Raw genomic sequence first — 20,046 nt, forward strand, 5'->3', positions numbered from 1 at the left:
GTTATTTGTTAATGTGAACAACGCGCTGAGGGAAAGGAATAGTAATGTTATTATTTTTAAACAATTCGAAGATCTTTATTCTCATTTCGCTTTTGATGTTTTCAACGCGAAATAATTCTTCAGACCAGAAAATTATTGAAAAGTTTAATGATGAATCACCAAAATCTGTAAAACGAATAAATGGACTAGGTTCTTTCAAAACGCTACCTTGATTATCTACAGCTTCTTTTAGTATCTTCATTACCTGTGTAACATCCGAAGAATAATCTACTCCTACGGTCACTTCAAAGCGAGAGGCATGATTATTATGTGTCCAGTTGATTAATTGATTTTTTGTTAAATCAGAATTAGGTAAAATGATATATTTGTCATCTCTAGTTAGAACTGTCGTAGTACGTAAATTAATTTCTTGTACAGTACACACCATTCCGTTTAATTCGATAACATCATTTACTTTTACAGAGGAATCAAGCAGCAGTAAAATTCCAGAAATAAAATCACTAAAAAGATTCTGAAGCCCTAAACCGATCCCTACTAAAAGAGCTGCTGATCCCGCTACAAGTACTGATAAATTAAAACCAAATAATTGTAATCCAGCAATAATCGATACTAGAATAATTAAATATCGAACTAGTCTATATATAGAATACTTTTTGGCTACATCAATTTTATCGACTTTATAAATCGCCTTTCTAATAAGCTTTAAAACGAGTAGGACTAGGATTATAAAAACAATCAGCTTTATTAGACTAATAACCTTAATGCTAAAACCACCATCTTGAAAAAGAGTATAGTCGATTATTTTCTTCATGTATTTTATGTTTATATAGTCTTTTGATCCTAGTTATTTATGGCAACTACAACTAAAGTTACATAATTAATCGAACACCACCTAATTCAGCAACTCTATAGGAGAAACGATCTCCTGGCGAACCAATAAACATGAAATTTTTTGGTATATTCCATTTTTGTGAAAGTTCATCAATAATATCCGGTCCAAAAACACCTTCTAGCTCAATGAATTCAATATCAATTTCAGGATATGCTCTATCTAATACTTTCAAATCAGAAATCAATAAGTCATTATTATAGTGGTCTTTATTTATGTTTACGATTTTTAATTTCTTTGTAGATTCATTATTTTGAACATATTGCATAACTTTATTAATAATTGCAACATCATCCCCTTTAGTGAAAAACACAAATTCTTGTGATTCAATTTTTAGGTTCATTTTTAACAAATAACGATTAGTAAAGATGACCATTTTACGTAAAGGTCTGTAAAAATATTCTAAAGCATCGATTAAAAGTCTAATTAACAACGTACGGTTAAGCATAATGGCTACAAAACCAAAGGCTGGAACTAAATATTGTAAAAAGGTATAAAACGACGTGATATTTAATTTTATATTTCCCACAAAGGCGGTAATGATTAATGCAACAGCAATTACAACCGAAATACCACGAGCTTTTTCTGGTCTTGGTAATTTTTTTCTTTTGAATTTCAATAATAGATTTCCAACTCCAAACAATCCCATCACTGCCAAAAATGAAAAAGTATATACACCCGCAAGTGCTACGATATCACCTTTAGTAACTAATAGTACAGAAATACAAAGGATTAAAAAGCTAATGATAATGCGGTAATTAGATCCTCTATTATTTTGCTTTAAAAAGTAATTTGGCAAAATACGGTCTAATGTCATACGGTTTAACAATCCAGAGACTCCTACAAATGAAGTCAACACAGCACCACATAATACTAAAACCGCATCAATCGAAATTAAATATGCTAACCATGAACCTCCAGTTGTAGCACCTAAATGGGCTAAAAGTGACTCTTGGTGTTCTCCAACCTGTGCTAATGGAATGATGCAGATAAGTAATAAAGCAATTACTGGGTTAAAAAAACTAACTATTGCCCACATGTTACGAAGGGTTTTAGGAAATACGCCTTGTTCTTGTTCTTCAACAAAGTTGGCAGAACTTTCAAAACCAGAAATTCCTAACATCGCTGCAGAAAACCCTAAAAATAAAGCGTTAACAATGGTTCCGGAAGTAATTGGTAGGCTCCAGTTCAAATCAAAAACTTCTAATCCGTTCATGAAAATGAACCAAACGGAAGCTAAAACTAACAAGCTTAAAGTGGTTAAGTGCGTGATAAAAATCACAACTGCGACAATAGCGGATTCTCCTATACCAATTATTGCTAGTCCTGTGAAAATTAACAGTATAATGACCGTTGCTATTGTAATGTTAATTCCAGGAGCTATATTATGTAGGTAATGCATTCCTTCTGAGGCAGAAATTACGGCCGTTGCCATATAAGACAAAACAGTCAGGGTGGCTGCTACAGAAGCAAGTCTTTTTGAAGACGTATTTAAAAGTACGTTGTACGCTCCCCCATTTAAAGGTAAAGCTCCAACTACTTCACCATATATTTTTCTGAATAAAAATAAAACAACAGCTACAAATAATAATGAAATCCATGCATACTGACCAGCATACATGATGGTAAGAGCCGAAACATATAAGCAAGAAGAGCTAATGTCATTTCCGCAAATAGCCGTTGCTTGTAACTCATTTAATTTTGGATGTAATACCTTTTTCATTGTATATTATTTGGATTTATTTCAATTTGCTCCGCAATATAAGCATTTGTGATAAAATGCCAAATAACAAAGCTATTTCCTTCTCCTATAATATCGTGTATGCGATTGTTTTATTTTAAAGTTATTGATTTACAAGTAATTATCTGTTTTTTTTTTAATTTGTAAAGTTTTAAGCTAAGTGCAAAGAAAGAAAAATACGCTATTAAGTAAGAAATTGCGGGTTATTCTTCTAGTTCTAATAATCTTCTGTGGTAATTTATTTGTCCAAGATGATAGGCGAGGTGAGTAGTGAGATGAATCAACATGAATTCGGTTGACGTTTTTGTTTCAAAAACCAAAACAGGAAAATCCATTCGTAATTCCTTTTCAGATAGCTTATCTAATGCACAATCCACTACGATCATAGTCTGTTCAATTTTACAAATGAGTTGTGTTTTTGGAATGTCCTTCAATGAAAATTCAAGTTCTCTATTTCTAACATAATCAGTGTTCCCAAGAATGGTACCGATGTAGGTGTTAAGATTTCCTATTAGATGTAAGCAAAGGTTCCCGGCAGAATTAGTTATTCCTTTTTGAATCGTCTAAATCTGATTTTCATTTTGATATAGCTCTATTTCTTTTTTTAGCCGATTTAAATCTCTGTTAAAAATTGTTTTTAAAGCTTGAACTATCATAAAGTTGACTTTTGATACTTTTTGAGTGATTGTAGTGCGTTTTGATGTATTTTCTTTTGCATGTAACCAGTCCAGCCCAATAAATGTCCTGATAATCCTAATGCCTGCTTTGACCATTTCCAGATATCAAAATCATCAGTATGTCTCATAATCAGATCGTCTTGAAAAAAGAACTCTGCTCTAATTTTATTCACAACCTCTCTATTGTTTTTGCTAAAATTATAGGTATCTTCCCAAAGTGCAGACCCATGGTAGTCATCTGCTTTTACTTCTGAAAACTTAATGTTCTCATTTCCATTACTTTTTGCCATTAGCATTTCCCACATTTTGCATACATCATTTCCTTTCAAAGCGCCGAAGATTGGGTCTCTGAATTGAATATTAGGATGGTAGCATTCACACATTTTTGTAGCATCACCATTAGCAAAAGCATTGTAAAATTTAGTAATGGTTTTTTCGTTTTGAGTCATATTTGTATAAAAAGTAGTTAAAAATACTAAATTTTTCGGTTCGAAGCTATTTGTTTTCAAAACATATAGGAAATAGACTGTTTTTATTAGTGAAATAAAATGTTTTATAACTGTAATTTATTAGTAATAAGGAGCTAAGCTATAGAAATAGTTTTTGAAAGATAGATGTCCTGTACTGCATTTATAATTTTCACTCCGTCGTTAAAAGGGCGTTGAAAAGCTTTTCGTCCCATAATTATGCCCGAGCCACCAGCCCGTTTATTCACGATCGCAGATTGTATCGCTTGTTTTAAATCGCCTGAACCTTTTGATTCACCTCCAGAATTTAGCATACCAATTCGTCCAGCATAGCAATTCAGAACCTGATATCTGCACAAGTCAATTGGATGGTCACTAGCTAATTTAGTGTACATTTCGGGGTCCGTTTTTGCAAAGTCAATCGCTGTAAACCCACCGTTATTTGTTGGTAATTTTTGTTTAATAATATCCGCTTGCAATGATACTCCTAAGTAATTTGCTTGAGCGGTTATATCTGCCGCTGAATTATAGTCTACCTTGTCTTTTATAAATGCATTATTTCTGGAATAGCACCATAGAATAGTTGCCATACCCAAATTGTGCGCCTCTTCAAAGGCTTTTGAAACTTCGATTATTTGTCGATCAGATTCGGCCGATCCAAAATAGACAGTCGCGCCTACAGCTATGGCACCCATATTCCAAGCATCTTTTACACTCCCAAACATTATTTGGTCGTTTTTTTTGGGGTAAGTCAATAACTCGTTGTGATTTAGTTTTACGATAAACGGAATCTTATGTGCATATTTTCTAGAAAGCAGAGCTAAGCCGCCCATCGTAGAAGCTATAGCGTTACAGCCCGCTTCAATGGCTAACTTCACAATGTTTTCAGGATCAAAGTACATCGGGTTTGGAGCAAATGAACTTCCAGCAGTATGTTCAATCCCTTGGTCTACAGGTAAAATCGAGAGATAGCCCGTGCCGGAAAGCCTGCCATGGTCGTAAATCTGTGTTAAACTTCTTATGGTTTGTCCATTTCGATTGCTTTGTAAAAAAGAGTCTGTAAAATCCGGATGGGGTAAATGAATTTGCTCTTTAGTAACTGTTTTGCAAACATGGTTTAAGTAAAAATCCTTTTTGTCTCCTAATAATTCCAGCAATAGATCTATATTTTCCATTTTATATTTCGTTTGAGTAATACAACTTTTAGTTAATCAAATAGTTAAATTGAATTATGGTTTAAAAGAAGGATAATCAGTATATCCTTTTTCATAAGGAGTGTAAAATAAATCGGTATTGAGATTTTGTGAAAGGGGCCAGCCATTTTTAAACCGCTCCACAAGATCTGGATTATTTATAAACGGTCTTCCAAATGCTACGAAGTCAGCCAATCCACTTGCAATGGCTAGTTCGGCGCTTTCTTGGTCAAAACCACCGCAAAGGATTAGTGCGTTTCTAAAGTTTTTCCGAATTGTTTTTTTTATTTCGATTGGGACAGGGGGCGCTCCCATGGCCGAATGATCAACAAGGTGGATATAAGCAATACCAATTTTATTAAGTTCTTTTGAAAGGTAATCATAGGTATCATCTATTTCTGGATAATGTGGCATATCACTTGCGACGCCATAAGGAGACAAACGAATTCCAGTTTTGTCTTTGCCAATAGATTCAGCCACGGCAGTTACCACTTCGATGATAAACCGACATCGATTTTCGATACTGCCACCGTAAGTATCAGTTCTGATATTGCTAATGGGTGAAAGGAATTCTTCTAGTAAATAGCCGTTTGCACCATGCAATTCAACACCATCGAATCCCGCAAACAAGGCGTTTTCTGCGGCGGCAACAAATTCTGTTTTGGCATGTATAATATCTTGTAAACTCATTTCTTTTGGCACAACAAAATCTTGTAAACTCTTTAAGTCGGTCCACATCTGCCCATCAGCTTTAACAGCAGAAGGGGCAAGTATCTCACTTCCAAGAGGCATATTCAAAGGATGGCTGATTCTTCCGGAGTGCATTAATTGAACAACAATCTTTCCCCCGCTTTTGTGTACTGCTTTTGTTGTTTTTTTCCAACTAGTCACTTGTAGCTCATTAAATATTCCTGGAATCCGGGCATAACCAAGTCCATTGAGTGAGGGCGATGTACCTTCGGTAATTATTAAACCAGCGCTGGAGCGTTGCTTATAATAATCAGCCATAAGATCATTTGGGACATTTTTTATAGCTCTGCATCGAGTCATGGGTGCCATCACAATCCGATTCTTTAATTCTATAGAGCCTATTTTTCCGGGAATGAATAATTGTTTGTTTTTCATTTTTTTTTTTACCGTTAAGTTGTTGTAATAAAGGTAATTATATTTTTTGACTTAGGGGTTTAAAATAGTTATGGAATTGATTATCATAGCCGCATAAATACATTGGGCATAAATTTTAAACAAAAAAAGAGGATAGACTGTTTAGTTTCTATCCTCTTTTCTAAAATTAAAAAATAAGTTTGTCATTAATTGACGTATTATTTTGCAGCTACAATATCAATTATAACGGTTCTGTTGTAAGAACGTTCCTCTGGAGTTGTATTCTCAAAAGGAGAATTGCTTTCATTCTCGCCAAATCCATTTAATTCAAATTTAACATCATTTCTACCTGCTTTAGATAATGCACTTTCAATGATAGTTTTTACATCGTTTGCACGAGCTAAAGATAAATCTTGATTGTGAACAGAGTCACCGATAACATCAGTATGACCGTGAACAATTACTGTCGCTCCAACAGGGATCTTTGGTGCAATAACATCCGTTAAATATTTTTCATAGATGGCAATAGCTTTCGATTTATTGAATTCATAAATAATGCTATATCTAAGACCTTCTTCTGTTTTAGCTGGGGTCCAAAGTACAACATGTAAAGGAGCTTCATTTTCTATAACAGTACCACTTTTAGTCTGACCTATCATTTTTACTTTGAAATCTCCTTCAAGGCGATTTCCTAGAATTGTTTTTCCGGGGATACTAACTTCCTCTTGAGTATATGGTCCAAAAGACTGTGATTTACCTTGTTCATCAGTGATTTTTAATGACCATGTAGATAAAGCTTCCGCAGCTCCCTTATTGTTGAAAGTTACATAACTAGAAGCAGGAGCCTCTTGAAGTGGAACAATTTTTACTGGTTTCAATTGCGCACCAGGCCCACTTTGAAATTCCATTAATAAATCTGAAGAAGTACTTTCGATAGATACTCTACGGTCTCCTTCACGAAGAAGTTCTAATTCAAGTGTTCCACCTGGTTGTTCTGACGGAATGTTTGGTTTAGTTTGACCTTTAGTACTTATTCTAGAAGGGTTTATTGCAAATACATCAACTAAGTATGTTTTAATTGACTCTGACATAGCTAACCCATCTGCTGGGCCTTCAGCTGAAGAACCAACTAAGGAAATAGTTGCATTTGGATTTTTTTGCATACGGTCACCAAGGATGTTTAAAACATTATAATAAACAGTCATCTGTCTTTTTGAACGATCTGATAAATTTTTTGGTGCAAAAACCTCTATTTGATCTTCTTTGAAATTTTTTACCTGATCTTTATTCAATAAAACATAACGGTTTGGTATTTCATTCGATCCAGCGTTAAAATACACATAGTTTCTAAGTGGAAAAATTTCAGTAAGTCTAGCGTCTCCTGGAACATTGCTAGGAGAATCTATAGAAAACGAAACTTCTTTATCTGCTTTGATATCAGTAGCTTCCTGAATATTTTTTCCCTGTCCAAATTTAAGTGCAACACCTGCTCTAACAGTTGTATTGTTCCATGTTTCTGTTGAACGTGGATCTTGACCAAAATAAGGTTGGAAAGAAACAAAAGGAGACAATACAAATTGAGTTTTGTTTGCATCCGTTGAAAGTGGAATATCATAACCTGCTCCAATTTGCATTGAAATAATTGTTTTTTGGATATTATCAAAATCACCTTTTACTGCAGGAGTAGCTTCTTGATCTGGATATGATGGGTTGATCCCTAATTGGTATGTAAATGATTTATCCAAGTTGAAAGCCAAACGTGGACCACCATATAGATAGAAATTAGATTTAAACGGTGCAAAACGTACGCTTGGTTCCACTGTAATGTAACTTAAGTCAGTTGTTAAATCAGCAGGACAGTCACATGCAGTAATCACTTGGTCAAAATCAGCTTTACGACTATCATAACCGGCTTGTAACATAACACCCCATCTTGAATCAGCAGGACGATACTCTAAAAGTGGAGCAATGAAAAGTCCGGCACCAAATCCATCATGAAATGTTTTTGGTGAAGTGAAACTGGCATTCATTTGTTGCGTTGAACCACGGTAAAAATTAAAATTTGCTCCACCCGCTACACCAAAGTACCAGGAAGGTTTTGCGTATTTAACTGCAATAGTTTCCTGCGCTTGGACAGCTGTTTGAAAACTTAACCAAGCTAAAGCAATCATTCCGACGCTTTTGATGGTAAGATTAGTAGGACACCATGCATTAGATGGTTTCTCTGTATAAAAAGTTTTTGATTTCATTTTTTTTTATTATTAGGTTTTATTTTAATATATCCCGCCCTAAGACGGGATATGTAAAACTTGGAGTATTAATTAATTAGCAGGAACATTAATAATGGTATTAACCATAGTTACTGAGGATACTAATGAAATAGCCCTTCCGTTTAATACTGTTTCTGCACCAGGTAGAGTAGTGCTATTTGCAGGTGCTGACAATGTCACACCATTATTAGCAATAACATTTCCAACCATTACACCACCACCGGCGTAGTTAATAACTGCTGAGCTACCTACGTACCAGTAAACATTATTTGCTTTGGCACCATTTATTAATTTAACATTTCTAGATGCTGCTGGAGAACCTACTGTTAATGAAGATGCTGATTGGAAATACCAAGTTGCATTTTCATTACCTTGAGCATCTAATGTTAAATCACCATTTGTAATTTTGTATGTACCACTTGCTGATTTATAAACACCTGGCGCTAAAGTTAACGCTCCAAGTTCTCCTGAACCTTGATCGCTACCGCCTGGTTTGTTAGCTGGAGAAATACTGTTATAAAGATCTCTTGCTGCATTTAATCCTTCTAGTGCTTTGGCTGCTTTTGTCGCATTTCCTGGTGCAGGAGCATCGGTAAAAATACCACCATTAACTAACCCATTATGAAGAGGAGTAATGGTATATACTTCGAATGGAGATGCCATAGTATCGGTGAAACCAGTTACTAAAGATGATGCAGCAGTTGTACCGATAGCTCCGTTAACTCTGGTATTTAGTCCTTGATTCGTTATTCCTGCATTTCCTCCAAATACTCCGAAGAATAAACCTGAAGGCGCAGGGACAACTAATGCCGACAATGTAGTGAAGTTCCATACATAGTTATTTGCTAAAGGTACTCCGGCAGCATTTTTCGCAGCAGTTGTAATGGTTGCTGTATATGTTTTACCTTCTACTAAAGCGTTTGTTGGTTTGAATGAAGCAGTAGTTCCTGAGTAAGTTACAACTCCCGTGATAGCTGTTGTACCTTGTTTCAATGTGAAATTAGTAGCATTGATTGTTAATGGATCCATTACCATACTAAAGTTAGCAGTAATCGTTTTATTAAGTGCAACACCTGTCGCATTATTGATAGGATCTGTAGAAGTTACTGTTGGGGCTACTATAGCTCCAGTCGTAAATTTCCACACATAGTCACTTGGTAAACGTGTGTTGTCTAGATTCGTTACAGCTGCTGAAACAGTTGCTGTATAGACTGTATTTGCAGCCAATGCTAATGTAGGAGTAAATACAGCCGTTGTTCCGCTATATGTTACAATTCCTGCAATGGCAGTATTACCTTGTTTTAAAGTATAAGTGGTTCCAGTAATAGTACTAGCTTTCATTGGCATATTGAAAGTCACACTTACTACCTTATTTAAAAATACGTTATTCTCGTTGTTTGCTGGGTCAGTTGACGCAACCATTGGAGTAACTGTTAAACCAGTACTAAACGTCCAAATTTTTTCTGTTTGTAAAGCGTTACCTGTAAGGTCTTTTACTGTTCTCTTTATTGTAGCAGTATACGTTGTGTTAGGAGAAAGTAAAGCAGATGGTTTAAAGGTTGCTGTTTTACCTGAGTATGTAATTACACCAGCTATCTGTGAAGTACCGTTTAAAGTAAAAGAAGACTGATTTATAGTTTCAGGATTCATCTCTTCATTAAAAGTTGCTGTGATCAATTGATCCAAAGGAACATTAGTAGCTGCATTTAATGGAGTAGTACTTACCACTTCCGGACAAAGTCCATCGATTTCTACGAAATCGTCTTTCGCACAACCAGAAATTAAAGCAATAAATAGTATTGCAAAGGTTAATAGTAATTTTTTAGTTTTCATTTTATTGAAGTTTAGGGGGTTTAATTATTTTATGAAACAAAGGTTGGTTTAATTGCTTACAGAAGTATTATACTATTAAAAAGGATACTTATATAATTCACATATAGAAAACCTTAAGATTTTGAACAAGTCGTTTTAAATCAGCGAGTTGTGAAATATGAAGTGTTAATGCCTTGTTATTTGGCTTATTTTATTTAACTGAAATTAAAAAAAAGCCGTATTACTATCAATAAAAAGGGGTGGAGGGTTTTTTTTAAGAAAAGGATATCTTAAAAATCAGGGTTTACGACAAAGGCTGTCGGTTGCTTATGATTGGAATAATAAAGGGGGGAGGCTAATGTTCGATTTTAGAAGTTTAGCAGACCAGGTAATATAGTAGTTTAGAGAAGCCTATTTTTTGCTTTTTGTCTCAGGTCTAAAATATAGGTGTTGAGTTCTTTAGTTAATTCATCAAGGGATTGCGCAGATGTTTTTATATGATCTAAAGTTTGTTTAAGATCTACCTTTGTATCTGTTGAAAGGTCAACTAATTGGGATAAGCCTAGAATGTTGACAATCGGTTGTCTGATTTGATGAGAGGTCATATATATCATCATCTCTATTCCTTCGATGTATTCCTTTTGATATTCTTGGACTCTTTTAAGTTCTATGTTAGCCATTAGTAACTCTTGTGCTCTTTTTTCCTTTTCTTCATTTTGGAAAAGAAGTTCTGTATTGGCAATAAATAACTCAGCGGCTCTGTCTTTCTTTTCCTGATTTTGAAAGGCGAGTTTTTTCTTAATGGTAATTAACTCTTCGTTTATTATTTTGCTGTCCATGGCTCCTTAATTGAAATTTTTGAAAAAATGATGATTAAACTTAAAGGATTAACGGATGCTATTATTGCGGGTCACTTTCTTAGAAAGAATATAAATCAATAGTATTATTCTAATCATGATAAGTAAATTGACTTATTTAAAATATAATGTGAATTTTTTATTTAAGAAGTATTGATTTCTAAAGATCAATACGTTTAGCAACTAAATTAGTTACTACGAATTGTAATACGGTTCCTGCTATCCTTTTTATTGGATTGTGCGTTGAGCCCAACAATAACTTCTTTGAGATGTAGCCAGTAGATAAGCCAATGACCGTATTAAGTATATTGTGTCTTAAATCTGGAGAAGATGTCATTTTTTTTAAAGCACTTTTCATTAAGTTTAAAGGCTTTACACTTTCATATACGACAAGGTAGTGTTGATGTAGTGATTGTAATTCTTCTGCCTGTTTTTGTTCCAACAATAAGATCGTTTGTCTCAAAGTTTGTGTTGCGCTCCTTTTTTCCATGCTATTTGTGTTTTAGCATTTTGGTAATAATAAAATTACTGACCGGCATTTTAATCCATTGATCTTTATAATAATATAATACAATTGACAGTATTAAATATAAGGCAGCCATTATAAAGAAGCCGAAATAAAAATTCCCAAGAAGTTCACCAATCCAGAACGAAAGGCCAAGGTTTAGAAGTAGTAAAAACATAGCAAAAACAATAGCAATTGTTAATCGTGATATCATTGAAGATAGAACATCTGCTGAAGTGTCAATAACGTTTAGTTTTGCCAACTCCACAGTTGTCCGAGTATAGTCTTCTACTTTCTCGAAAAGAATTTCTATTGTTGTTGCTTTGCTACTCATAATTCTATTTTTAAGCCAATTAAAGTTTAAAAATGCTATTGTTAGATATTGATATTTTTAATATCCATATTTTCAATATCTTTTTTAGTTTTTTCAAATTTAGATTTCCCTTCATTAAAAAGACCTTGTCCTTCTTCTTTAAGTGCATCATATTTTTTTGACATCGTATCTAACGCAACATCGAATTTATCTTTTAATTCATCTGCGTAATCGTTGCTTACATTTTTAATTTTTTTTCTTGTTTTTTTTCCTTTTTCAGGAGCAAACAATATTCCCATTATTGCACCTGCTGCAAGACCACCTAAAACTCCTAATATTACTTTATCTGTTTTCATAATTTTATTTTTTTATTATTTATAATTGTTTATATATTATAATCTTCTTCCTTGGATAAGTCTTAATAATACTGCAATTACTGCAATAACAAGTAAGATATGAATGATTCCTCCTGCGCTAAATGCGAAGAATCCGATTGCCCAAAAAATGATTAAGATTACTGCTAATGTGTAAAGAAGATTGCTCATGATTTCTATTTTTTTATTGATTAATTATTGTTTTAATATCCGTGATTCTCTGTAAGAACCTCTTTTTATTTTTAGTTTAGTCTAAGACCAACATATACATTAAACACACTGTTTTTAGCATCTGGATCTGCAAAGCTTCCTTCTTTAAATACATGTGTTAAACCATAGTTGTAACGTACTCCAAAGTTTACAGTCTCTAAGTCAACGCCTAAACCTCCTGAAATTCCAGCGTCAAACCTTTCAAAATCATTAGTGTCTAATTCAGTTTCAGAGGTAAACAGGTTTGAATCGTTTGTTGTTTTACCGCTTACCATATAAGCTGCATACGGTCCCACATGTACATTAAAAGCATCTGTAAGATTGAAAACTAATAGTACAGGAACTTCAATATAGTTTGTTTTGAAAGTTGCTTTTCCTTTTGCAAAAGCATTATCGTAGGTAAGTTCCGCACCTTTAGTAGTGTAAGAGATTTCAGGTTGTATGGAAATAGAATTTGTAATTGGGAATTTAGCATACAAACCTGCATTGAAACCTGTTAATATATTATTATCATCTACGTTATCAGTGTAAAGATTGGAAAAGTTAAGACCACCTTTGAATCCAAATGCTGGAGTTTTTGATTTTATATCTTGTGCATTTGCTCCATTAAATGCAAAGCATGTTAGCAAAAAAGCAGCTAACGTAAGTTGTTTTGTTTTTTTCATTTTGTCTGTTTTTAATTTTAATTTTTGCTTCTATATTGTTTTACAAATATCGGTTACATCGTGAGGGGATTTCTTATATAACTTTTTATAAATGTTACATTATTTACGGTTAGCTACTTATTATGTAATGAATTAGAACTAGATAGCTTTAATTAGTGCTATTTAAGAACGTAAATAATCGATTCGTTTATTTACTTCAATACCTCTTTAAAGGCCATTGATAATTTGGTTTAACTCCTGCCTTGTTTTACCAAGTTTTAGTTGAAGTTTTACCATCATCTCTTCTTTTTTGCCTTCGAGAAATAATACGTCTGTGTCAGTCAAAGCGGCAAATTTTTGTTTTAGACGTTCCTTTTGCTTTTCCCATGTCTCTTTAAGATCTTTCTTTTGCATTTTAGTCTAATTTATATTCGATATTCAGTGCCTTACAAAGGTCGAACGTTATCACTAAAAATAAGTTACATAACTTTTAGAAGAACTTATATGATTCACTTATTTTAGAAATAATTTATGATAATTCATACGAAAGAACCGAAGAAAAATGGCATAAAAAAACACCTCAATTTTTTTAAGATTGAGGTGTATTAAAATTTTCAGCTTCTTCTTTTATGACAAGTCTCCCGCTTCAGTAATTTTTTAAATTATATTGATTTACTTTTTCTCTTGTTCTTTTTCCTTCAATTCTTTTTCCTTTTCTAACTCTTTAAGTTTCTTTTCTTCTTCTTTTTTCTTTTTATTAAAATATCCTTTCAATAAAAAATTATGTTTTGCCGCTTCCATATTGTCACTCAATCCCTTAGACCCGGTTTGGAGATTGGTAAGGGTTTTTGTCATACTATTTGCAAATTTTTCATCAGTGATTAATTTTGATAACGCACCGTTCCCATTGTTCATTTTATAAGTGAATTCAGCAAGCTCATTAGTAATGATACTGGCATTGTCCATACTCACTTTAACGCTTCTCATGATTTCATCCATTTCAATTGCTTGGATTGATTTTATGGTCGCGTTATCTTTTACGATACTCTTAGAACTAGTCCCTGGAGATATGGTAAGGACTTTATCTCCCATTAACCCATCAGACCCTATACTGGCAACAGCATCGCTTTTAATGAATTTTTGAACTTCTTTTTTTATTAATAACCGAACTACTACTGAAGTATCCGTTACTAATTGTATTTCACTTACTGTACCTACATTTATTCCGGAAAAAAGGACATTATTTCCTATTTCTAATCCGCTAACGTTTTTGAAATTTGAATTTAAATTAAATGTAGAGCCAAACATGTTTTTTTGCTTTCCAACAAAATAGATTGTGGACGTAAAAGCCACTAATCCTATTATAACAAACATTCCTAATTTCCAAGTGCTCCCTGATTTGCTGCTCATAACTAACTTCTTAAATTAAATAATTATATAAAAAAGGATCGAACCCATTTGTCTTCACTCTCTTCTAATTCTTGATAACTGCCCTCTGCATGGATTACTCCGTCTTTCAGAATCATAATGCGGTCAGCAGTAAGTTTTGCACAGGCCATATCATGTGTAATAATAATTGACGATGTCTTATTCTTTTTCTTAATGTCTAAAATTAACTCACTTATTTCCCTTGATGTAATTGTATCAAGACCGGTAGTAGGTTCATCATAAAGAATAATCTCAGGTTTTAATATTAAGGTGCGGGCAAGAGCAATTCTTTTTTGCATTCCGCCTGATAATTCTGAGGGCATTTTATTTATGGCTTCAGCCAAACCTACACTTTCTAATACCGTGTTAATCTCTTTTTCGATTTCTTTGATTGTTAAACTAGAGGCATGACGTTTTAAGGTAAATGCAAGGTTTTGTTTAACAGTCATAGAGTCGTATAAAGCAGAGTTTTGAAATAAGAAACCAATTCTAATTCGAACTTCATTAAGCTTATGAGTGGCTAAGTTCAATACATTTTGACCAAAGACCTTGATTTCTCCTTGGTCAGGTTGAACTAGACCTACAATACATTTTATAGTTATTGATTTACCAGAGCCAGACCTACCTAGTATTACTAGATCCTCTCCTTTATTTAGGGATAGATCTACTCCTTTTAGAACATGATTGTTTGCACCAAAGGTTTTAAAAAGTCCTTTAATTTCTATGACGGGTCCTTTTTCTTCCATTGTTACTTGAGGAAGTGTAGTTGTTGATTCTTGCTCCATTTTAAAAAAGTAAATCAGTTAATTGAACGGCTAACATATCGATAATGAAAATAGTTAGGGATGCTGTTACTACAGCTGAATTTGCTGCTTGACCTACACTTGCGGTTCCATTTTCAGCATTGAATCCTTTATAACATCCAATCATTCCAATGAAGAAACCAAAGAAGAATGTTTTAATTGTAGCTGGAATTATATCCACGAATGCTAATGAATCAAAAACCTTTGATATATAACGAAAAAAACTAACATCTCCATGCATATTTATACCAATGTACCCACCAAGCATACCAATCCCGTCAGCAAATATTACCAGAAGAGGAACCATAAGCATTGTCGCTAAAATTCGAGTAACTACTAGGTATTTGAACGGATTAATTGCTGCTACTTCCATGGCGTCTATTTGTTCTGTTACTTTCATGGAGCCCAGCTCAGCACCTATTCCTGATGAAATTTTTCCAGCACATATTAAAGCTGTAATAACGGGGGCAATTTCTCTAATAAGTGAAAGTGCTACCATACCTGGCAACCAAGACTCAGCTCCAAATTTAGCTAGGGTAGGGCGTGATTGAAGAGTTAGTACTAATCCCATTATAAAACCTGTTATAGCTACTAAGGGAATTGATTTATACCCTATAATATAACATTGTTTCATGAATTCTTTGAATTCGTACGGAGGAGAAAAAACCTCTTTAAAAAACTTCGTTGCAAATAATGTTACATTACCTACATCAGTAAATATATTTTTTAGATAAACGTTCAAAGCTTCATGTGTTATATAGATTAATAATTAGTAGTTGCTGTAGTTTTGTTTAATAATTGAAGGTTTTAACTTGAGAGTAATTTTTGTTATAATTTAAATAGCTCTTTTATAAGACTTCATTTTAGCATAATCAACATTTATTAATAAATATTGTTCGTTTAGCATTATTTGCTGCTTAGTCGAAAGAGATTCAAAATTGTTGTAAATCGCTTCATAGTAAGACTGTATTACAATAGTTTCATTTCTTTCACTGGAATATATGACGTCATCGAGATCCTTATAAACAAATATGTTTTTAAGATTAAACCAGATAGAGTAGAAATATCTTTTATTGGTTTGATTTTCTACTGGATTTCCTCCTAACTTTATAATTTCTTTTTTAAGTTCAGTTTTAATTTTTTCACTTGTTACTTGAAAATTGCTAAATACTTTTTTTAAATGTGATTCTTCAGTATCTTTTGCAGCCTCTTTATATCTTTGGATTCGGGCATTATTAATTGAAATAAATGAATTTAATACTATAATCGATTTTTCTGTATCCATAATATTCTAATTTTAAAATTAAAGTAGTATCGCAGTTCTCATAGTGTAAATGTATTTAGTCTGTCAAAAATTACTGTTGTATAATTTTTGCATAAATTTATATTTTTCACACTTTTTCAATAGTGAGTGAAAGGAAACAACAGCACCGTTTTAAAATCTATTTTACAGTACTAATTCTAATTTTTTATTTGAAAGCAAACTCCGTTTATCATTTGCTGTATTAATTTTCTGCAAAATATTTATTGATAAAAGCATGCTGTTGATTTACGCTCATTTTTTCAGTTTCTTTTATCTCCACTTTCATTTTCATAAACCGATGGTCTTCACTTAAAACATCAAATAATTCGACTTTTGCATCCGCCGGCCCAAAAAGAACAATTTGTTTGTAGTTTTTAATTGCTTCTCCTATTTTGTTATAATAGGCATATAAAAGATGTTGATCCGTATTTATTGATAAATCGGTTTTTTGTGATAGAATAAGTTCGTTTTTGCCTTCAATAAATTGAGATTCAATTGTTTTAATTTCAAAGGGATTGTTAGTGAACTCCATTAAATATGCAATAGAATGATCCATCCATACTCCTAATTTTTTTACTCTTTTCATGGTATTTAATTGTTTAAGGAAAATCTAAAAAATTTTTATAGAAACCTTTTGTTCGTAATACGTTAAAATTCAGTTTTTTAATGTAAAATCATGTTACGCAACTATTGAGAAAGCTTACATAATTTACATATTGAACTTACAGGAAATTAAAGTTATGACGAAGTTAAATTTGGCCGAGTATTAGTTAATTAGTGCTAATTGAATGATGATTTGCTATCAAAAGGAGATGATATAAAGAAGGAGATAAGAAAGAGGCAATTAATTTTTTTTGCTGTTGACTGATTCTTTTTTTGCAATTGCGGTAGGAGGAACGGTGCCAGAGTAAAATTTGGCATAGGCCGCAGTAAATTCAGCACCAAAAAACAGAATCATCGATGAGTAAGAAACCCATAATAGAATTAAAATGACTGAACCTGCAACTCCGTAAACTGATGCGGGATTTGCTGTACTGAAATAAAAGGCGAGTATCGTTTTACCAACGGTAAATAGAATTCCGGTCACTATAGCACCCAGCCAAACATGTTTCCATTTTATTTTGGCATCGGGTAAAATTTTAAACATTAGTGCAAAAAGCACCGATATTACCGCAAAAGAAAATAAAAAGTTTAATACGTTGAAAATGATAACAGTGGAATCATTCGAGTATATTTTGATCCAATCTGCCATACTGGATAGTGCCGTACTGACAACCAATGAAACCAGAAGTAAAAAAGCGATTGCTAATATTAATCCAAATGAAAATAATCTAGCTTTTAGAATAGTAAAAATTCCTTTCGAGGGTAGTACTTCTACTTTCCAAATTAAATTTAGCGATTTCTGTAACTCCACAAATACACCTGTTGCTCCAACAAGTAAAATAATAACTCCTATTATCGATCCCCATACTGTAGATTTTGATTCAGTAGACTTAATAAGAATTTGACTAATCTGGATCGATGTTTGTGATCCCATTGTACTAGAGATTTGTTCTAAGATATTTCGATTTACAACTTCGTTTCCAAAGAAATAACCAGCAATCGAAATAACTAAAACTAAAAGTCCTGGTATGCTAAAAATGGCATAGTATGCAATAACAGCACTTTGTCTAAACGGATCTTTGTCATTCCACGAAGTGAAAGTCGTCGATATTAGTTTGGTTGTATCCTTAGTTTTAAATTGTATTTTTTGCATTTTTATAAAAATTATTATAAGGAATAAAGGTCAGTTTTTCAATGACTTGAATTGTTATATAACTTTTTAAATAAATTGTAATATTCACATTTTTAGTACACAGTATTTTTTTATTCAAAAACAAAAAAAATTAGTTCAAAAAAAGGGTTGCATTTTACTGCAACCCTTTAACCAAACCAAACCAAAAAAAAGTTACTGAAATTCTGCTGCTTTTGTAATCTTCTTTAGAAGAGCAACAACCATTTTAATCTTATGTCTACTAATTTGTACTTTTTTAAAGTACTAAAAATTTCTTGTACTAATAATTATTTCTGTATCAGGGTACTGCACTGCTGGATCTTTCTCAGCAGTTATGAAAATTTTTGTGGGTTTCATTGGAGTAACTGTTTCAAAATTGGCTTTCAGTTTTGAAGATAAAAATTTTGAATCACTTTTTATCTGGCCAATATTTTTAACCATTGAATCATCTGTTTCCATCCATACTACATAGGCTTGTTTAGATGACTCTAGTCTCTTTACCTCTGCAAGGTTCTCCAGTTTAATGTTGATTACGTAGTTCTTATTATTATCTTTTGTTATTTTCACTTCACCGCGTGCGGCAGGAACAATAGTTGAAGTTTGGAAGGCAATATTTTTAGAGCAAGAACTAAAGGTTGCTGTTAGCATGATTGCAAACACACCCAAAATTAAACTCTTTGTAAATCGATTAAAAGTATTTTTTTTCATTGTAAAAAGGATTATCTGTTATATAAAGTTTTATAAAAAAGAATGAACCTTCACTCCCAATTAAAACGAATTTCACAAGATTTTCGTTTTGAATAAATAGGAGTGAAGATTTGTTTTCTAGCTTAAATACCTTCTTAATATCCAGGCTATTGTTTCGTGTTCTTGTAACAATCCCGTTAGGAAATCAGCAGTACCAATATCTTCATTTTCATCTTCAGATACTTCGATTCCTTTACGTAGTGCAACAATTACTGTTTCATGATCATTTAATAATTCAGTCAACATTTCTTTTTTAGCGGGGTACTTATTTGGGGATTCCTTTAGATTGGTAAGTTTAGAAAACTCTTCCATTGTCCCTATTGTTTTTCCTCCAAGTTTGTTGATGCGTTCTGCAATTTCATCTACACTTTCTTCTAATTGTTTGTATTGGTCTTCAAACAATTTATGTATTTCCATGAAACTTTCTCCAGAAACGTTCCAGTGAAATTTTCTCGTCTTAATATACAAAGTCATTGCATCTGCTAAAACGGATGATAGTAGTGTAACGCTATTTGCTAAATTTTTTTCTGTAATTCCAATTTGTGGTTTCATAATGTTAAATTTTTATATTTTAAGTATGAATAGTGAACTAAATCAGTAGCCATTTTTAAATTTTAATTACTATCACCTAGTAATAAAATTTGTAAGCTGATTTAGAATTTAAATTAATTATTTTTTATCTTTTACGACAAGGACAACACCTCCCATGATTAGTACTACACCAACGATTGGCGACCATTGTACTGGATGGTTTTCTTGTTTGTTTATTTCTATCGGGCCTATATCTACAACTTTTTCTGTGGTAACATAATTAAATCCAGTATAAAATACCATTATGGCTCCAATAACTATTAATAAGATTCCTATATTTTTTGCATTCATGGATTTTAAGTTTTTAAAGTTAATATTTGATAATTGGCATTTTTTAAAATACC

24 protein-coding genes are annotated in these 20,046 nt (G+C 32.8%); all 24 read right to left on the bottom strand.

The genetic code is table 11. The annotated features are described in order from the left end of the window. Window position 1: 1 nt before the first annotated feature. The 24 genes from QO200_RS07380 to QO200_RS07495 all read right to left on the bottom strand — a co-directional run bounded on the left by QO200_RS07380 (window position 2) and on the right by QO200_RS07495 (window position 19,993). A complete protein-coding gene (locus tag QO200_RS07380; protein WP_371538329.1) occupies window positions 2-811 on the bottom strand; it encodes a mechanosensitive ion channel family protein in 810 nt (269 codons plus the stop codon). Window positions 812-869: 58 nt separating this feature from the next. Beyond that, a complete protein-coding gene (locus tag QO200_RS07385) occupies window positions 870-2,612 on the bottom strand; it encodes an APC family permease (protein ID WP_371538330.1) in 1,743 nt (580 codons plus the stop codon). Window positions 2,613-2,833: 221 nt separating this feature from the next. Beyond that, window positions 2,834-3,190, bottom strand: coding sequence for a DUF1572 family protein (locus QO200_RS07390; protein ID WP_371538513.1), 357 nt, complete (start codon window positions 3,188-3,190; stop codon window positions 2,834-2,836). 92 nt (window positions 3,191-3,282) lie between these two features. After that, the gene (locus QO200_RS07395) at window positions 3,283-3,756 is read right to left on the bottom strand and encodes a nuclear transport factor 2 family protein (RefSeq protein ID WP_371538331.1); all 474 of its coding nucleotides are present in this window, start codon (window positions 3,754-3,756) and stop codon (window positions 3,283-3,285) included. Window positions 3,757-3,890: 134 nt separating this feature from the next. Further along, on the bottom strand, window positions 3,891-4,949 hold the full coding sequence (locus QO200_RS07400) for a class I fructose-bisphosphate aldolase (protein WP_371538332.1): 1,059 nt from the start codon (window positions 4,947-4,949) through the stop codon (window positions 3,891-3,893). Window positions 4,950-5,003: 54 nt separating this feature from the next. Beyond that, window positions 5,004-6,092 (bottom strand): alkene reductase, encoded by a 1,089-nt coding sequence (locus QO200_RS07405; RefSeq protein ID WP_371538334.1) that lies wholly within the window; start codon window positions 6,090-6,092, stop codon window positions 5,004-5,006. Between the two features lie 197 nt (window positions 6,093-6,289). After that, window positions 6,290-8,320, bottom strand: a complete 2,031-nt coding sequence (locus tag QO200_RS07410) for an OmpA family protein (protein WP_371538336.1) — start codon at window positions 8,318-8,320, stop codon at window positions 6,290-6,292. A gap of 72 nt (window positions 8,321-8,392) precedes the next feature. Continuing rightward, window positions 8,393-10,174: an Ig-like domain-containing protein gene (locus QO200_RS07415; protein WP_371538338.1), complete on the bottom strand. Its 1,782-nt coding sequence runs from the start codon at window positions 10,172-10,174 to the stop codon at window positions 8,393-8,395. 380 nt (window positions 10,175-10,554) lie between these two features. Continuing rightward, on the bottom strand, window positions 10,555-10,992 hold the full coding sequence (locus QO200_RS07420; protein WP_371538340.1) for a histidine kinase dimerization/phospho-acceptor domain-containing protein: 438 nt from the start codon (window positions 10,990-10,992) through the stop codon (window positions 10,555-10,557). A 178-nt stretch (window positions 10,993-11,170) separates the two neighbouring features. Next, window positions 11,171-11,500, bottom strand: a complete 330-nt coding sequence (locus QO200_RS07425) for a hypothetical protein (protein WP_371538342.1) — start codon at window positions 11,498-11,500, stop codon at window positions 11,171-11,173. Window position 11,501: 1 nt separating this feature from the next. Beyond that, entirely contained in the window at window positions 11,502-11,849 is a 348-nt protein-coding gene (locus QO200_RS07430; protein WP_371538344.1) for a hypothetical protein, read from the bottom strand. Window positions 11,850-11,890: 41 nt separating this feature from the next. Next, window positions 11,891-12,184 carry a YtxH domain-containing protein gene (locus tag QO200_RS07435; protein WP_371538346.1) on the bottom strand — a complete coding sequence of 98 codons (294 nt, stop codon included), beginning with the start codon at window positions 12,182-12,184 and terminating at the stop codon, window positions 11,891-11,893. A gap of 36 nt (window positions 12,185-12,220) precedes the next feature. Next, window positions 12,221-12,373: a lmo0937 family membrane protein gene (locus QO200_RS07440; RefSeq protein ID WP_371538348.1), complete on the bottom strand. Its 153-nt coding sequence runs from the start codon at window positions 12,371-12,373 to the stop codon at window positions 12,221-12,223. Between the two features lie 71 nt (window positions 12,374-12,444). Then, complete coding sequence (locus tag QO200_RS07445; RefSeq protein WP_371538350.1) at window positions 12,445-13,077, bottom strand: porin family protein; 633 nt, start codon at window positions 13,075-13,077, stop codon at window positions 12,445-12,447. A 207-nt stretch (window positions 13,078-13,284) separates the two neighbouring features. Continuing rightward, entirely contained in the window at window positions 13,285-13,470 is a 186-nt protein-coding gene (locus tag QO200_RS07450) for a hypothetical protein (protein WP_371538352.1), read from the bottom strand. Window positions 13,471-13,728: 258 nt separating this feature from the next. Continuing rightward, on the bottom strand, window positions 13,729-14,466 hold the full coding sequence (locus QO200_RS07455; RefSeq protein ID WP_371538354.1) for an MlaD family protein: 738 nt from the start codon (window positions 14,464-14,466) through the stop codon (window positions 13,729-13,731). Between the two features lie 23 nt (window positions 14,467-14,489). After that, on the bottom strand, window positions 14,490-15,269 hold the full coding sequence (locus QO200_RS07460) for an ABC transporter ATP-binding protein (RefSeq protein WP_371538356.1): 780 nt from the start codon (window positions 15,267-15,269) through the stop codon (window positions 14,490-14,492). Window position 15,270: 1 nt separating this feature from the next. After that, on the bottom strand, window positions 15,271-16,029 hold the full coding sequence (locus tag QO200_RS07465; protein ID WP_371538358.1) for an MlaE family ABC transporter permease: 759 nt from the start codon (window positions 16,027-16,029) through the stop codon (window positions 15,271-15,273). Between the two features lie 93 nt (window positions 16,030-16,122). Beyond that, entirely contained in the window at window positions 16,123-16,572 is a 450-nt protein-coding gene (locus QO200_RS07470; protein ID WP_371538360.1) for a DUF2383 domain-containing protein, read from the bottom strand. A gap of 220 nt (window positions 16,573-16,792) precedes the next feature. Further along, window positions 16,793-17,176: a hypothetical protein gene (locus QO200_RS07475; RefSeq protein ID WP_371538362.1), complete on the bottom strand. Its 384-nt coding sequence runs from the start codon at window positions 17,174-17,176 to the stop codon at window positions 16,793-16,795. 258 nt (window positions 17,177-17,434) lie between these two features. After that, a complete protein-coding gene (locus QO200_RS07480) occupies window positions 17,435-18,346 on the bottom strand; it encodes a YihY/virulence factor BrkB family protein (protein ID WP_371538364.1) in 912 nt (303 codons plus the stop codon). 282 nt (window positions 18,347-18,628) lie between these two features. Further along, complete coding sequence (locus QO200_RS07485) at window positions 18,629-19,072, bottom strand: hypothetical protein (RefSeq protein ID WP_371538366.1); 444 nt, start codon at window positions 19,070-19,072, stop codon at window positions 18,629-18,631. A gap of 117 nt (window positions 19,073-19,189) precedes the next feature. After that, entirely contained in the window at window positions 19,190-19,663 is a 474-nt protein-coding gene (locus tag QO200_RS07490; protein WP_371538368.1) for a Dps family protein, read from the bottom strand. A 117-nt stretch (window positions 19,664-19,780) separates the two neighbouring features. Then, a complete protein-coding gene (locus QO200_RS07495; RefSeq protein WP_371538370.1) occupies window positions 19,781-19,993 on the bottom strand; it encodes a hypothetical protein in 213 nt (70 codons plus the stop codon). Window positions 19,994-20,046 lie beyond the last annotated feature (53 nt).

Source organism: Flavobacterium sp. Arc3 (assembly GCF_041431375.1).
Taxonomy (GTDB): domain Bacteria; phylum Bacteroidota; class Bacteroidia; order Flavobacteriales; family Flavobacteriaceae; genus Flavobacterium.